This is a genomic window from Leptospira alstonii serovar Sichuan str. 79601, assembly GCF_000347175.1.
GTDB lineage: Bacteria > Spirochaetota > Leptospiria > Leptospirales > Leptospiraceae > Leptospira > Leptospira alstonii.
The window spans coordinates 1-16,054 of the sequence record NZ_ANIK01000101.1 but is presented as its reverse complement, the minus strand read 5'-3'; the positions used below and the strand labels follow the sequence as shown (position 1 = coordinate 16,054).

Here is a 16,054-nt window from a genome sequence, read left to right as displayed (position 1 = left end):
AATTATGTTTCTTTGACGGTTATTTAGGTTTTTAATAGATTTTCCCATCATTTAAAAACGTAGTAGTTCCCACATTTTGAGGTTTTGGGACAAGCACTTAAGATAAAAAGAATCAAAAAATTTTTAGACAAATCCTAAATTATAAATTTAGAATACTTTACGCTCTGAATTTAAAAAAGTCACCATTGATTTCAGAAAATCCAAAAACGGGCTGAATAGAACTGAGCCATTTTTCTTTCATCGAAATTCTACTTTTACCCGAGCCGCACTCCTCAATTACGATTCGGTTTTAAGGAAACCGAACACCATTTGCAAACTTTCTAGCAGTTCTCTTTATTGTTTCTCTTCGCATTAAAAAACTTTCAAAAAACACCTTCTTGTTAAAAAAATTTCAAAATTCATTTTATCCTAGTGATTCGCTATTTACAAAAATATCACTATTATTAGCTTGGGCACCGCCGGATGTCACTCAAGATCCAATTGCGAGGAACGTCCGAGAACAATCAAAAAAGGAATCCAGGAGAAAAAATGAAACTCAAATCCTTACTTTTCATTTGCTTCATGACGATCTGGGCGGTTCAGTGTACGGGCTTTAATTACATGTACACTTTCGGCGGCACAACCCCCAATACAAACCCAACCAAAGACTATGCAATCGGATACCCTCTAATCTATAAAGGCGGGGTTCTTGTTCATAGTGGAACCATTCCCGGCCAGATTGGAGACAACGTAGAAAATACCTCTACCGGAAAAGCATGTTCCAGAAACATCCTTTGGCTTGTATCTTTCGGAGATTCTTCCATCGAAGCCGCAAAAGCGGACGCAAAAATTGCAAAGGTAGCCAGCGTAGAATACGAACAATTTGGAATTCTATTAGGCTTTCCTTATCATAGCTTTTGTACAGTCGTAACCGGCTCTAACGCAGCTACGGAAACAAAAACGGATGCAAAATCTGCAGCCGGAAAGAAAAAATAAGGAAAACGGATCATCATGAAAAAAATCATCATCCTGACTCTATTCGCCCTCGGCTTTTCGGTATTCTTATCGAATTGTGCAATCGGTCCCCAACAAGGTCTTCTCGTAACGAACACTACCTTTCCAGGGGAAATCAATCGTTCCAACAACATTCCTACTTCCAAAAAAGCGGAGGGTTGTACTCATAGCGTTCTCGGTTGGGTAACCTGGGGAGATGCCGCCGCAGGTCAAATCGCATTGGACCATAAAATTTCCAGAATCGCAAACATAGACCATTCTACTTTTTCGGTTCTGGGATATGTTTATAGAAACTATTGTACCATTGTAAGTGGGGAATAATAAAAATGAAAAAATTAATCAGTCTGATTGTAATCTCTCTCGCGGCATTTGTCGTTTCCAACTGTGCGACGAGTATCCTTCCAGCGGCGATTTTCAACTCTTCCAGCTATCACGTATCCGGAAACTCAACTTCCGGTCCTACGGATGCAAAAATCCTAAAGAAAGGAAAATCTTGTAACAATTACTCGATTCTGAATTTCCTCTTTTACTCCGGAGGGGAAGGAAGTATTGCAGAGGCGATGAAAGACGGCCAAATCACGAAAGTGGCGGTCGTAGACAAAAGCACTTTTGGAATTTTAGGCTTTATCTATTCTCAAGAATGTGTCGTGGTTTACGGAGAATAAAAGAATAACGTAAAAGTAGTTTTTTAATCTTCTCAAAAAACAAATTCTATCAAACATTGAGTATGCGTCTTCCCTGAGCGGAAATCATACTCAGTGTTTTTATTTTTATTCCTTTCTACATTCGGAAAAATTCTTTCTACGGATTCCTCTTCCTCAATTCCGTCCGCATTCTACGACGATCCAAATTCTTTCCGTTCTTGATAGAACCCAAAAAATACTTTCTTCTATCCGTGGCGTAGGTAAGTTTTGGATATATCAAACCTGAAACATCGGCGCGAGGCCCGTTTTCGCCGCAAACCGGAATGGAACATTCAAATTTTATAATGTTTTAAATATGAAACATACTCAAACCTTCTTCACAAAATCATTAACATCGGGAATATTGATTCCGATTTCAATCGTTTCGTTTGTCCTTTTTTGTTTTACGAATTGTATCTCGATCCGAGTTTACGTTCCTAAAAAAGGAAACGTCGCAGGCACATACGAACCGGAGAAATTAGATACGATCCAAGATCTTAACCCCAATCCCCATTTTGAAGTGCTCGAATCCCCGACGCTTCGAAAGGAAACGTTCGCGATCCGAAATCCCTCCCTTTTCTTTCTTGCACCCGACCAATTGAAAAACGAATACGGCTCCATAGGAACCGTTATTGCAAGGGAACTGGATTTCAATAAGGAAGATTATAAAACCAATGAAAAATATAAAATCCATATCCAGGATTTTGAACTCAAAACGGAAGACAGTTGTTTTTTCGGGAGCAAAACGGAAGTGAAACTGAATGTAGAAGTTTGGAGTTTTACAAAAAACGAAAACGTTTTGGATTTTCAATACAACGATTCCATCGATTCGAACGTAACCGATTGTCATTTCACTTTGGCTACGATTACCATTTTGGGATGGTTGATCTATATGCCTTATCTCGGCTTTCGAGGAAATCGAGAGGACCAACTCAATCAACTCGGAAGAACGGCCCTATTGGAATTTTCAGAAAAGCTAAAGTCCGTCTTGGAAAAACCTACCGAAACAGGCCCGTCGCAAAATCGATAATCAATGTTTATGAATCCCATACTAAAATTCCTCGGCGTTTCGATTCTCCTCGTATCGTTCGTTTTTTCTTTCGGATGTACCTATTCGATAGAAAAAAAATACGTTCACGCGAAACCCTATTATCCCAGCCAAAATTATTTTAACGCGGAAAATCCCCAATTTGAAGAGGGAGAGCCGTATTGGTTTCTGGACTTTCTGGGAAATATTTTCGGGGTTTTATCCAAACTCATTCTCTGGAATAAAAAGATGAGCAATCATAGTTTCTCACAGGAAACCAAAAATTACCTAAAGGATTATATCGTCGAAAATAATCTCAAAGACGTTAAGATACGTTTCAATCAGTATGCTCCGATCGACGATCTCGTTCAACTTTGGAGAGCGGATAACGTTCATCCGGTTTTAAAATATACGTTCGGGATTCTCAATTGGTTATTGGGAGTTATCATTCCCGGAAGACTTTTTGCGGGACTTTTTACGGGCGATCACTACAATCCATATTCCAATACGATCAATCTCTATAGCGATCTTCCGTCGGTTGTGCTTCACGAAGGCGGACACGCAAAGGACTTTGCTCTCAGAAAATACAAATCCTTTTACAGTCTCGGTTATGCGGTTCCCATTATCGGGCCGTTGTATCCCGAAGCGCGCGCGTCTGACGATGCTCTCAGATATCTCCGATACAAATGCGATCTGAAGAACGAATTGATCGCATACAGGACGTTATACCCCGCTTATGCCACCTACTCTGCAGGACCCATTTTCAGTTCCGCAGGTGGATTGGCGGGTCTAGCGGCTTCCGTTCCCGGCCACATCGTAGGTTACATTAAGGAGAAAAAGATTGAAAAAGAGGAAATTCCGGAGTGTAAGCTATTGGACGAGATGATGAAATAAAAACTTTCGGCGTAGAGGTTTAACGCTTCGTTTAACAAGGGCAATACGATCCGAAAAGGATTCTACGAATTCTCAGCTTTTTGAATATTTCAATTTTTACGACCCCGCTTTCTCCTTTACGAACAAAAGCGCAAGCTCCTTGTTCCATATCATAACCAACCCAAAAAGTCGGGAAAGAGTTTTGAAATAAGAAGAATCAAAAACGCGCATTTTCAAACGTTCCGGCAAGAGCAGGACTTTTTACTTGCAAAAAGTATGATTTTCTGATAGAGAAAACCTTCCGAGCCCTTCTACTAATTTCGCAACTTGAAACGCGATCCTCCTTAGAGAGCGTTTCACCGAGTTCAGTAAGTGATTCATTGAAATGGGAGTCTGATTCTCCACGGATCATTCGACAGGAAGCGAAGTTGCCAACGAGCGGCATTACCGACTATTTCAAATACTTTCCGAACTTTCTGGAAAGTATTTGAACTCTTTTTTCCAAGGGCAACTCTTCGGAATTGGAGGCAAGTTCGTAGTCCTGAATTAAAATCCGTTCCGTGATAGCCGATTTTGTTTTCAGACTTTTTTGGACGAATCTCATCGGATCCATTTTCGACAAGAGCCTTAAAAAACCTCCGGACGCCACCTTGTTAATGAGCGGAACATCCTGTCCCTCGATAATTTTCAATTTTATGTGGAACGCGTCGAAATGTAAGATTGCAACTCCCCATAATAAACAGGAAACCAAGAGTCCGATCGATGCAAGCGAAGGTTTAAAAATTCCGAAAAGCGGAAGAATGTAAACAAAGAAAGCGGTGCTGTGCAAAGAGAATATGGCGCCTGCCAATACTAAAAACAATCTTACTTTAAAATCTCCCCTCCGTACCAACACCTTAGGAGTAATCTCAAAGATGGAAAGAACCATCCAAAAAACTAAGTAAAAAACGAAAAAATGGTAATTCGCATTAATATCGTAAATGAAATTTTCGGGATCTTTCAAAGTCGCCATTTTCTGAGACAAACAGTTATAAACGAAATAACCGATGCCGACAAAAGCTGCGAAATACGCTCCGAGAGGGATCCCACTTTCCGGACGTTCTAATTTTTTACACAGCACATATAAGGTAAATGGAGCAAAAGAGATCGGAATAAAATTGAGATTAAGGGCCAAATTGCGATACTCAATCGGTAGGAATATCCGCAGACCTTGGATCAATAACCATGTCGATAGTTGAAGATTTAGGAGTAGAAAAAACTTTTGAACTTTTTGATCCGCTTTTAAACGATAAACATAGATTCCAAAAAGCAGATGGATTAAACCGGTCAACGTCGATAACAATATGCTCAAATTCACAATTTTTTACCTAACCATTTTTATTTTTAGATATAATCATTTTCCGTAATATAGTGATACACGTTATTTGTGAACTATTCGCGCCCATGAAGTAACGCTCGGAAGTATTTTCTCGATTCGACCCGAATCCACCGCTACATGGTTTTTTCCGCTTCGTTTAACAATGTTCCAACTCCTTCGGAATTCAACTCAATGTCGCTCTCTATGGAGCAACATAATCATCGTTTTTGCATCGGCACTCGCGTTAAATACGATCCGAAAAACTTCTACGCGTTCTCAGTTTTTTGAATATTTTAATTTTTACGACTCCACTTCCTCTTTTGCGAACAAAAACTCAAGCTCAAAAAAATGGCTTTTGAATTTCCCTCCCGAAATCGCCTGTCTTCTCACCCAACTCATACGAAAATAAATTTACTAAAAATAGTAAGGAACACCCGTCAAAAATAAAAACTAGAGCGCCGTTGCACTATGAACTTGCCGAGTGACGAAGTCGATTTCTACATAGAACTTATCCCAAAACCTCGCCGGAGTTCCCACGTTTCAAGCGGCGAGGGTTTAGGACTTTACAGCTGTTCCTAATTCCTAACCACTCGTCCCTAACATCTAATAAGTAGTAGTTCCCACATTTTTGGAAAACTAAAGTCTCGCTCCCTGCCGAGTGACCTGAGGCACCTATTTCAACGACGCATTTTCGGTACTGAGTGAAACTCTCTCTAAGGATCGTGTTGATTTCACAACTTCGTTGTGAACCACTCGCGACGCTCCGCTGCTCGTTGCCTGAAACTCTCTCTAAGGATCGTGTTTCAGGTCGTTCGATAAATTTTGGAAAAACTTTCAGGAAAAGCGACATCTATTTGTTTCGCGTTTCGATTATGAGTGTTAATAATTCCCGGAATTTTTCATTTTGGAAATCATGGGACAGTACTGATTTTTGAGAGATATAAAACACTCCATGATCCAGAATTTGTAATCTTCTTGAGTTGCCCAAATCTACGATAATTCCCGCACCCGGAAGAGTCGCATAATAAGACCTCCATCCGTTTTTAAGTTTTGGAATTTCTTTCGCAATCCATTTCCAAACGGGAGAATCTTGCGTACATATTTTCTCATACGGCCCATCTTCCTGTTGATTGTTTTTATGATCGATTACGGTTATACGGATTTCTTTAGGAATCGAAACTTCCGTCTCGAAATCACAAGACTGCAAAGAAAAAATCGAAACAATAAAAAGAATACGGATCGATTTTCCGATTTGATAAGGGGACTTATTCATAAAATATCACAAAATCCGAATCCCCGGAAACTGTTTGAACTCCTTTAGAATCTGATGGGAAATTTTAGTCTTCATATCCCTTCTTCCCCTAACGTGTGTTAAATACCGCAGGGAAAAAAGAATCCCTCCGTCCTCCAAAGAAAGATAAACGATGGGAGTCGTTTTTCCGAGACGAACCAGATAATTTTTGGAAAGTTCCTGAAGAGTGTAATCGATTTCCCCCTGATCGATGATCGCGTTGTTGCGGATGATCCCGTTTAAAAGTTCTTCAGCCTTTTCAAAATCGGAGTCGTAGGGGATTTTGATTCTCATCTCGTCCCAGACGTAATTCATCTTATCCTTAACTACGATCACCTGACGAAGAATGACAAAGTGATTGGGAAAATGAACGAGACGATTCGTGGATTGATCTGACTTAGGATCTGACGAGATTTCCATCAGAGTAAAACGATTCATTCCGATATTGATGACGTCTCCTCGAACCCCTTCGATCTCGATACGATCCCCCACTTCGAAACCGTTGCTCCCGTGGATAAAAAACCATCCCACGAAGTTGAGAGTGATGTCCTTCAAGGAAATTACGATCCCCGCTCCGGCCAAACCCATCACGGTCGGAAGGTACGAAAGCCCCGAAAAGACGACCGGCAAAAGTATAATCAAACCCAAGACGATAAAGGACATTCGGGCCATCTTTCGACGATTATAACGGGACGTTACGTCCACCGTAGGTTTGAAAAAATCGAGAACGATAATGATGACTTTATAGGAAAGAATCAGAAAAATAATAAAATAGACGACCAGGATCAACTCTTCGGAAAGACCTCTATCCTTCGTCCTCAAAAGAAGGAACGGATTGATGCTTTCGAAAAAATTGACTACGAATTCCATCAAAGACCTTTTTGTTTACGAATCGCTAATATGATTTCTTCCGATTCCACGGGAATATCGAAAACGGGAGAACCCGGTTTTTCCAAAAGGACGAAACGAATCGAGCCGCCCACGTTTTTCTTATCGTGAAGCATGTGTTTTGCGACTTCCTTGGATTTTAATTTCATCTGAAACGGAAGTTCGTAATTTTTCAGAGTCTCGATCGTTTCCTGAGTCGTGATCGGGTCGAGTCCCGATTTTTGTTCGCTGATTAAAAGCGCCGTCACGAGACCGATTGCGACCGCTTCACCGTGGGAATATTTTTTATACTTCGTGACGGATTCGATCGCGTGAGCGGTGGTATGTCCGAGATTTAAGATTTTACGAAGTCCCGTTTCCTTTTCGTCGTTTGAAACCACGTTCGCCTTAAAACGAACCGACTCCGCGATCAAATAGGGAAGAACGGGAGAATTCACATTCAAATCTTTGAATGAATGATTCTTTACCTTTTCCCAGTATTCGCCGCCGGAAAGAAGAGCGTGTTTGACGATCTCCGCCTGACCGCATCTCCACTCCCGATCGGGAAGAGTGGACAAGACGAACATAGGAGCGAATACGAACTCGGGTTGATAAAAAGAACCGATCATATTTTTTCCGAAATCCGCGTTAACCGCAACCTTACCGCCCACGGAAGAATCCACACACGCAAGAAGTGTGGTGGGAATCTGAACGAATCGAATTCCTCTCAAATAAGTGGATGCGATAAAACCCGCAAAATCGCCCACGACCCCGCCGCCGAACGCGAGAATCAGAGACTTCCGATCGGCTCCGTATTCAATAAGTCGATTATATACGTCTCCGGTTCGATCGATATGTTTCGATTTTTCTCCGCCCTTGATATAGATCTCTCGCACGGGAATTCCAAAAGAGGACAATTCCTTTTCCAAATATTTGGAATAGAGGGAATGAATCGATCTTTCCGTGATTAAAAAAACGGAAGTGATTCCGGGAAGTTTTGCGATCTCTTCCGACAAACCTCCAAAGTCCGAATGAAGATGAACCGGAACGGACTTGTGTTCCGTGTTCACCGAAACGATTTCGATAAGACTCATTTTTTTTCAGATACCCAGATACTTTTGATAAACGGCGCGGATTTAAAATCACCTTGCAAAAGAAAGGATTTGATATCGGGCCTAAGATCCATTTCACGAACCGCCGCCGGAACAAAATAACCGAAACCTGTGATCGCCTTTTCGTTCAGATTGAGTTCCGGAATTTCCTTTTTGACGTTCACCGAAAAGACAAGTTGAATGAGATGTCTTTTTCCGCCGGGTTCAATGGACTCGTTTAAGAGTAAAAAAGAAGCCGATTTCATATCAAGAGAAAGTTCTTCTTTTAATTCCCTTTTGAGGGCGTCTTCCGCGCTTTCACCGAATTCGATTCCTCCTCCGGGCAGAAGCCAGTAGTAAGAATCCTTTTTCTTTTGTTGAATGAGAAGGATTTCGTTTTGAGAATTTTCGATCAGAGCCGCGACCCTGACCCGCAATCCTTTCTTTTTAAAGAAAAAATCCATTCTATTTAGATTGTCGTCCTTTGAGCCGAGGAATCTTGATTTAGAAAGGCGGTTTTCTCACTCATCCTTTCAAATACGCTCAGAAACGTGAATTCGCTTTTAGCGGACAGGATTTTTGTTTCCTCTCCGAATTCGGTTGTAAAGTTCTCTGGCCGCGTTTTGTTCCGCGGCCTTTTTACTTACCCCGGAACCGCTCGCTTCCCATTGATCCCGAATCCGAACGCCGACCTGAAAGACCTTCGAGTGATCGGGACCCGATTCTCCCTGGATACGATACACGGGAAGAACCTTAAAATGTTTTTGGGAATATTCCTGAAGTTGTGTCTTGTAATCCCTGACGGATTCTTCTTTTTCCGGATTTTCCGCAAATTCCGATAGGTATTGAACGATGAATTTCTCTGCGACGTCGAATCCTTGATCCAAATAAATCGCACCTATCAGGGATTCAAAAAGATTGGCGGAAAGTTTACGGCGACCTTTCCCTTGAGAGCTTTTTTCTCCCTTTCCCAAAAGAAGATATTCCCCGAGCTCGAGTTTTTCCGCGATCGAATTTAAGATGGGAGTCGAAACGATTCTGGATTTGATTCTAGACAATTCCCCTTCGCTCGCTTTCGGATATTTTTGAAAAAGAGAACGAGCCGCCACAAGACCTAAGACCGAATCGCCTAAAAATTCAAGACGTTCGTTGTCTTCTAAGATCTCCGGGTTTTCGTTTTTATAAGAACTATGGATAAAGGCTGTATTATAATATTCTATTTTTGAAAACTTGATTCCGATTTTTTTGGAAAGCTTTTGAAGACTTTGGACCCGCTCAGGACTTTTCAGAGAAGGTTGTGTTTTCTTAAAGATCAAAGGAGGGAAAAAAGAATTCCGAGTTCCGTGAAGAACCCGGAAAATCTCAAACGATTAGGACTTGAGTTGGTCGATGAATTTGGTTACGTCACCGACGGTTTGAATTTTTTCAGCGTCTTCGTCGGAGATTTCGATACCGAATTCTTCTTCGAGAGCCATCACTAATTCAACCGTGTCCAGTGAATCCGCACCGAGGTCGTCAATAAAGTGAGCCTCAGGTGTAACTTCAGATTCATCCACTCCAAGTTGTTCTACGATGATAGATTTAACTTTTTCAAAGTCTGCCATTGTTTCCTCCGTACCACATTTAGGTGGTATGATGATTTTTTGTTAGATTTAGACAGGCGGATATAAAATCCACCGAATTTTATAGATTTAATTCCGAAAATATTTGGCAAGCCAATATACTTTTTTTCAGAAAAAAACTCCTTTAAATTGATGATTCGCTTTTGTTTTTCAAATCGGTCTTATCGATTGAAAGCGATCGGATACAACGCGGGAAAAATTTGTAAATTGTTTCCCTATAATTCAGACTTTAGGAAGAAAACATTTCGCGAATGAAAATTAAATTTTTACGGTTCATAACGGATGTCTCATTGAAATCGCTCCCAATGATTCTTTACCTGACATTCGATTCCCAAAAAGAAAAAGGAAAAAGTTTCTTTCTTTAAAGAAACAAAGAAAAGATTCAAATGAGAAGGATTATTTTCGAACGAATTAAGGAAATAAAAGCAGTTTCGATTCTTTCATTCCCAAAAGAATGAAAGAATCCTTCTATTTTTAAGCGGACGCGCCCGGAAGAAAACCGCCGCCGTTCACTTCGATAACTTGACCGGTAATAAAAGAGGAAATATCGGAGGCTAAGAATGCGATCGTATTGGCAATATCCTCCGGTTGCCCCGCTCTTTTCAGAGGAATCGCCGCAACCATAGCGGTTCTGATCTTCTCGGGAATCGCTTCCGTCATTTCAGTGGCGATAAAACCGGGTGCGATCGCATTACAACGAACCTTGCGAGAAGCCATTTCCAACGCGACCGCCTTTGTAAAACCGATCACTCCCGCTTTGGACGCCGAATAATTGGTTTGTCCTATGTTTCCGTTCACCCCGGCGATGGAAGAAAGATTGATGATGGACCCACCGTTCGGATTTTTCATCATAAACTTGATAGCCGCTTGCGTACAATTGAAAGTTCCGGTGAGGTTTACGGCGATCACCGCGTCCCACTGTTCTTTTTTCATTCTCATAAGAAGAGTGTCTTTTGTTATACCTGCGTTGTTTACAAGAATGTCTACGGATCCGAATTCATCCACACAAGCTTGGATCGCTTTGGCTGCGGAATCCGCGTCGGCCACGTTCGTTCCGATTCCGATCGCTTTTACACCGGTTTGTTTTGAGATTTCTTCCGCGGTCGCTTTGCTGGATTCTTCGTTTAAGTCCGCGATCACGATATTCGCTCCTGCCTTTGCGAGAGTCAAAGCCGTGGATTTTCCGATTCCTCTTGCGGATCCGGTGATTACGGCGTTTTTACCTTTTAAATCGATCATAAATTCTTTCCTATTCGGGTTCTTTGCGGCTAAAGTATTTTGTTCAAATACCGGGTCAAGGGAGTTTTCCGTGTTTTGAGGCATAAGAACAGAACGGTCGTTCTGTTCTTGTTTAACCGCAAAAAATCAAAGTGAAAAACTACTCTTCCTAACTTTTTCCTCCACAAAAATACGAGACAGAACGGACCGTTTCAGAACCTTTAATACATTCGTGTTTCATCGCTTGGTTCCGACTGTATTTGCCGGTCTCTATTTCCTGAATCACTTTCCTCTTGAACGCTTCGCTGTAACGTCTGATCCCTACCCACTGATTCCTAATACGAACTCTTACATTTTCAATCGAACGGTAAATCCGGATTTTACGCGTAAGCGTATGCGAAATCGAAAAACTTTAACATTTTGTAATATCCGATCCGCTCTTAGATGCGGAATTTTCAGATCCCGTTTTATAGTTCTCGGCAATACGGATCAGGGTTCTTTCGATTTTACTTTCGATGGAAGGCCGAAATATTCTAGAACCAATTCCTTCGTCAAATCCTCGTCCTTCCAATTCGCAAACGGAATGCCGTAGAGAGTATTGCGATAGGCATTTAACGCGAACGGATATTGAAATCCGGTCGGAAATCTAGTCTTAAAATTTCCCGCTCCCAAAAGCGTAAAATCCAAGATCGTTTTCCAACGTTCTTGGACCCAAATTTCCTCTTCGCTTAACAATCGAACTTCATAATAAAAACGATCCAACTCCTTGTTCGGAAGAGAAGCGGTCGTTTCTTCGATATATTCCTTATATCCCTGGGGCAAAAGACGAACATAATGACCCGGAAAACCTTTACCGGGCAACCTCGACAAAAAAGGATCGGTAATCCCTAACAGATCGATCCAGTGGATCGGGGGACCCCCATAATATCCCGCTAAACCGACGTTAGTCGTAACTTCTACCTGCCCGCACCCAAGCGATGGAGTTTGAATCATTCTTAAATTTTCGGACAGAGTTTTTTTCCCACTTAACACGTCGTGACTTGGATTCGCGGATTTTGAGCAATTCTCCGATGAAATTCGGAGAGCGTATTGAGCCCAAGGATGAGACTCGGACGTAATTCCTCGAAACCAATGTTTCAAAGAACAATTATCCTGATACGAGGCCCTTTCGTCCACAATTCCTCTTTCCACTCGAATCGGAGATCGTTGAAAGACATAACGCGATGGAGAAGCCGGATGGACCAAGAAATAAATCCAAGCCAGCCCTGCAATCGTAAAACATATTTTTTGAATATTCTGGTTATAGAGTGAACTTCGATACGCCCAAACGAAACACTGGGAAAAAACGGAAACGATCAAGCAGGTTCCCAAAAATCTCCCCGCCATAAAATCCCCTCCCACCCAAAGAAGATAAAAAAGCTCGGTCAAAATTCCGCCGAAACCGATCGTCAAAATTCCTCTTTCTTGACGACTCAGATTCGGCGACCACGTTCTTTTGTTAAGCGAAGAAAAACGCGTAATCCAATTGGAAATCGGATCGGCAACGAGCCAAAACAAATGAACCGCGAAAACTATAGGGGCAATCGGGTCCCATTTTAAACTGATTCTTAGATAGTCCCATCCCGCGATCATTCTTTCCGCTGCGCTCGACAAAACGTTTGTCTTCGCGTAGAAGGTATTCGGAAAAAAAGATCCGAAATAGATCAGAGAAAAAATCAAATACGCGATCCAAGGGAGAATTCCCAAAAAAGAATATACTAAAAATATAATTCTCTGACTTTTAAAAACTCGATAGAAAAGAACAACTAAAGGCCAAATCAGGAAAAGGATAAGGTCCAAACGCGTCAAAACGAGCAACGAAGCCAATAATCCGATCGCGAAGGAATCGGTTTTGGTCGAATTCAAATCAACCACAACCGTTTCGGAATTTTTCCCTTTCGAATCGGTATTTTCGCGATTCCAATCCGTATAGAGTGTATAAAATCGTATCTGAAAAATCAGGATCAACAGAAAAGAAAGAGGATTTTCAAGGCCGGAAGTATTATAATCTATGAATATTCGAGAAGAGAAAAATACTCCGATGGAAATCAAAATCAATCCCAAGCCGTTTCGAATCCTAAAAAAAGTAAAACAATATACGAATAAAAAAAGGATTCCGCACGCGAAAGACAAAAGGTAGGCGGCGATATCGATATCCCGAGCGATCCATTGTATCGGGATCAGTAAAAAGAGCCAAAGGGGATGTGTGTAAACCTGAACTCTTTCCAACGGATTCCAACGAAGTCCGAACCCGTTTAGGAAATTATCCGCGACTCGAAACGTGATGAACGAATCGTCGCTTAACCAAGCGCCGTGATAAAAAAGATACGTATAAATTAGGAATGATAAAAATGTTAGGAGAATTTTACCGGAGATCCCTTTGGGAATGATGACTTCCGGTAAATTCATTTTTTTTTATGAATGGCGTTTGCGAAGTTCTTCCACGATGTCTTGTAGAGAAAGCCCTTGTTCGACGAGCAACACTTGCAAATGAAAAATCAGATCGGCCGCTTCGTGTGTGAGTTCTTTTTTGTCCGAATTTTTAGCGGCAATGATGACCTCTCCAGCCTCTTCCCCTACTTTTTTGAGGATCCGATCCACTCCGCCTCGGAACAAATCCGCGGTATAAGATTTTTCGGGAAGGTCCTGTTTCCTTTTTTTCAGTATATTTTCCAATTGTAATAAAAATTCCATGAACCCGGGTTTCCTTTCCAAAATCTGCCCCTAGTTTTCCCTTCCTCCGGTTCTCCGACAACCGTATTTTTAGGAGCCTTCCAAAAGAAAACGCTGGCTAAAGTGTTCGCAAAAAAGTCCGATGATTGAGAATGAAAAATTTACAGCGTGTTCGTACTCTTGCCGTGCGATTTTTGTGGGAGTTCCCACATTTTAGGAATCAGCGGAGAGTTGTTAGATGCCGGGGGTTCGGATTTTACGGTAAAAACGGGATCATGCAGGAGTTCCCACAAAAAAGTCGAAAGACTTTTTATTTGCAAAAGTATAATTTTACGATAGAGAAACCTTTTCCGAATCTTATCTCCTTATTTTTTCCGATCGTCGTTTTTTTATGCGTCTTTTTCTGTTTTCCGATCTCGGCCGAAATCCAATGGGAAAAATCGGTCAAGACAGCCTTTGAAAAAGCGAAAGCCGATGGAAAGCCGATCTTTATAGACGTCTACGCCGATTGGTGCAGTTACTGCAAAACTCTGAAGAATGAGATCTATCCCAAAAAAGAAGTTCAACTCGAACTTTCCAAGTTCGTCGCGCTTTCTTTGGACGGAGATAGTTTCCCGAATTTAAAACGCAAATACGGAATCAAAGGTTATCCATCGATCCTTTTCTTGGATCAAAACGGTAGTCTCATTGATAAAATCACCGGTATGCCTGATTCCAAGATGATTCTCAAATTGCTGAAAAACGCATACGCTCGTCGAAACTTGGAAAAGGAATATCTCGATCTGTTAATCAAGGATCCGAACAGTACCAAGACCAACTTTCAAGCTGGTGTTTATTATTTCGAAGCGAAAGAATACGCAAAGGCCATTCGGTTTTTTCAGAAAGCGATCGACGCGAACGATTCAAAGGATATCGACAAAAAACACGACGCTCTATTCAATTTAGGAATTTCTTATTTAGAAGTCGGTAACTTTAAATCCGCGATTGTTACTTTCAACTCCTATATTTCCAAGTTTCCGAACGGAGATATTTCCTCGGTTCTTTTTTTTCGAGCAAACGCATTCGAAGAATTGAATCAAAAGGAAGAGGCAAAGGCCGACTATAAAAAGGTTTTGGAACTAACGACCGATTTCGATGAGAAAAAAGATCTTCAGATGAGAATCGATTCTCTCAATTAAAATTTTCTCTACGCCCGATGGTCCGTTTTTACGTTGGAAACCAGTCTCGATAGTCCAATGCGTAATGGAAGAATTTCGGTCGGCAGCGTAGTCTGCGGGTCACTTGGTTTTCCAGCAGGTCGAGGTGAAGGATATAACTGTACGATTCGTGGAATGCGGGAACTCCCGCATTCATCGTGTAAACGATAGAATCTCCGACTCCGGTCTCCTCCAACCACAGAAGGTAATTGAAAAGATAACAACGAGATACTCCATGTGCCTGTGCAAGCGCCCCAAAAAGAGTCCAACTTCCTGTGTTCACTCGGATATTCACCCGTTTCATCTTTCGTTTTCCCGGGCTGGGTTGATACAAGGTTCTCCCGGCTTTTTTCCCAAGACGTCTTGTAGAAGAAAGATACTTCCCATACGTTCTCAAAAATTCCGGAATCTTTTTAGGAAGCGCTTTCAAATCTTTTTCGGAAAAACGAATCCAATTATCTTCCGGAATCAAAAGAGTGACCGTCTCAGAACGGTTTTCCCCTAGAGTCGAACTGATTTCAAAGTCGGAGTTAAGCAACAAGGTTCCCATACCGGGTACGGTTCTCGAAACCGGTTGAAGCGGATCGGATTTAGATAAAAAAAGAAAAAAATATTCAAAAAAGCTGTATAACTCGTTTCAAAATGTAGCTTAGCAGGAGTTCGGTATAACCAATGCGAAAGCGATTGAAGCGAGATCAACAAATTGGAATGACGAAAGTATTTCGCTTTTCAAGCGGATCATCAATTTGTTGATCAGAGCAGAAAGCGCGGTCCAGCCCGGCCTTTGGCAAGGGCTGGATTCGCCCAATCTTTCTTACGCCTAACTCGCGTTACTTACAATTTGATGATCTGTGAAACGATCACTCCGGAATTTTGGCTCAGCGAAAATGACAAATCCGACAATTGTTTAACGAATCAGTTTTGACCTCGTCCCAAAACCTATCGAACGACCCGTAGGGAGTGAGATTGAGTTTATTCGAACGACCCGTAGGGAGTGAGATTGAGTTTATTCGAACGACCCGTAGGGAGTGAGATTGAGTTTATTCGAACGACCCGTAGGGAGTGAGATTGAGTTTATTCGAACGACCCGTAGGAAGTGAGATTGAGTTTATTCGAACGACCCG

At 41.6% G+C, this 16,054-nt stretch carries 17 protein-coding genes; 6 read left to right on the top strand and 11 right to left on the bottom strand.

All coding sequences use genetic code 11. The annotated features are described in order from the left end of the window. Positions 1-528 precede the first annotated feature (528 nt). The 5 genes from lsa14 to LEP1GSC194_RS17800 all read left to right on the top strand — a co-directional run bounded on the left by lsa14 (position 529) and on the right by LEP1GSC194_RS17800 (position 3,597). Positions 529-975, top strand: coding sequence for an adhesin Lsa14 (lsa14, locus tag LEP1GSC194_RS17820; RefSeq protein ID WP_020774885.1), 447 nt, complete (start codon positions 529-531; stop codon positions 973-975). A gap of 15 nt (positions 976-990) precedes the next feature. After that, a complete protein-coding gene (locus tag LEP1GSC194_RS17815; RefSeq protein ID WP_017807956.1) occupies positions 991-1,314 on the top strand; it encodes a TRL-like family protein in 324 nt (107 codons plus the stop codon). 5 nt (positions 1,315-1,319) lie between these two features. Continuing rightward, positions 1,320-1,658 carry a TRL domain-containing protein gene (locus LEP1GSC194_RS17810; RefSeq protein WP_020774882.1) on the top strand — a complete coding sequence of 113 codons (339 nt, stop codon included), beginning with the start codon at positions 1,320-1,322 and terminating at the stop codon, positions 1,656-1,658. A gap of 334 nt (positions 1,659-1,992) precedes the next feature. Beyond that, positions 1,993-2,706, top strand: coding sequence for a hypothetical protein (locus LEP1GSC194_RS17805; protein WP_020774881.1), 714 nt, complete (start codon positions 1,993-1,995; stop codon positions 2,704-2,706). 9 nt (positions 2,707-2,715) lie between these two features. After that, complete coding sequence (locus tag LEP1GSC194_RS17800) at positions 2,716-3,597, top strand: hypothetical protein (protein ID WP_017809218.1); 882 nt, start codon at positions 2,716-2,718, stop codon at positions 3,595-3,597. A gap of 430 nt (positions 3,598-4,027) precedes the next feature. Here the strand turns inward: LEP1GSC194_RS17800 and LEP1GSC194_RS23680 are convergent, their stop codons facing one another. The 10 genes from LEP1GSC194_RS23680 to hisE form a co-directional block, all read right to left on the bottom strand. After that, positions 4,028-4,933: an LIC10906 family membrane protein gene (locus LEP1GSC194_RS23680; protein ID WP_020774893.1), complete on the bottom strand. Its 906-nt coding sequence runs from the start codon at positions 4,931-4,933 to the stop codon at positions 4,028-4,030. 850 nt (positions 4,934-5,783) lie between these two features. Further along, entirely contained in the window at positions 5,784-6,206 is a 423-nt protein-coding gene (locus LEP1GSC194_RS17780) for a hypothetical protein (RefSeq protein ID WP_020774879.1), read from the bottom strand. Between the two features lie 6 nt (positions 6,207-6,212). Then, on the bottom strand, positions 6,213-7,094 hold the full coding sequence (locus tag LEP1GSC194_RS17775; protein ID WP_020774884.1) for a mechanosensitive ion channel family protein: 882 nt from the start codon (positions 7,092-7,094) through the stop codon (positions 6,213-6,215). Beyond that, positions 7,094-8,185: a 3-dehydroquinate synthase gene (gene aroB, locus LEP1GSC194_RS17770; protein WP_020774892.1), complete on the bottom strand. Its 1,092-nt coding sequence runs from the start codon at positions 8,183-8,185 to the stop codon at positions 7,094-7,096. The genes LEP1GSC194_RS17775 and aroB overlap by 1 nt, the downstream gene beginning before the upstream one ends. Next, a complete protein-coding gene (locus LEP1GSC194_RS17765; protein WP_017808566.1) occupies positions 8,182-8,646 on the bottom strand; it encodes an NUDIX domain-containing protein in 465 nt (154 codons plus the stop codon). The genes aroB and LEP1GSC194_RS17765 overlap by 4 nt, the downstream gene beginning before the upstream one ends. Positions 8,647-8,745: 99 nt before the next feature. Continuing rightward, complete coding sequence (gene rnc / locus LEP1GSC194_RS17760; protein WP_020774894.1) at positions 8,746-9,498, bottom strand: ribonuclease III; 753 nt, start codon at positions 9,496-9,498, stop codon at positions 8,746-8,748. A gap of 54 nt (positions 9,499-9,552) precedes the next feature. Then, on the bottom strand, positions 9,553-9,786 hold the full coding sequence (locus LEP1GSC194_RS17755) for an acyl carrier protein (RefSeq protein ID WP_003001255.1): 234 nt from the start codon (positions 9,784-9,786) through the stop codon (positions 9,553-9,555). Between the two features lie 492 nt (positions 9,787-10,278). Further along, on the bottom strand, positions 10,279-11,043 hold the full coding sequence (gene fabG, locus LEP1GSC194_RS17750) for a 3-oxoacyl-[acyl-carrier-protein] reductase (protein WP_036043666.1): 765 nt from the start codon (positions 11,041-11,043) through the stop codon (positions 10,279-10,281). A 468-nt stretch (positions 11,044-11,511) separates the two neighbouring features. Further along, positions 11,512-13,470, bottom strand: coding sequence for a hypothetical protein (locus LEP1GSC194_RS17745; protein WP_020774886.1), 1,959 nt, complete (start codon positions 13,468-13,470; stop codon positions 11,512-11,514). 6 nt (positions 13,471-13,476) lie between these two features. After that, positions 13,477-13,755: a phosphoribosyl-ATP diphosphatase gene (gene hisE / locus LEP1GSC194_RS17740; protein WP_020774896.1), complete on the bottom strand. Its 279-nt coding sequence runs from the start codon at positions 13,753-13,755 to the stop codon at positions 13,477-13,479. A 131-nt stretch (positions 13,756-13,886) separates the two neighbouring features. Between hisE and LEP1GSC194_RS17735 the strand changes: the two genes are divergently transcribed. Further along, positions 13,887-14,912, top strand: a complete 1,026-nt coding sequence (locus LEP1GSC194_RS17735; RefSeq protein ID WP_086005204.1) for a thioredoxin fold domain-containing protein — start codon at positions 13,887-13,889, stop codon at positions 14,910-14,912. 28 nt (positions 14,913-14,940) lie between these two features. Here the strand turns inward: LEP1GSC194_RS17735 and LEP1GSC194_RS17730 are convergent, their stop codons facing one another. After that, complete coding sequence (locus tag LEP1GSC194_RS17730; protein ID WP_020774883.1) at positions 14,941-15,480, bottom strand: DUF1564 domain-containing protein; 540 nt, start codon at positions 15,478-15,480, stop codon at positions 14,941-14,943. Between the last annotated feature and the right edge of the window lie 574 nt (positions 15,481-16,054).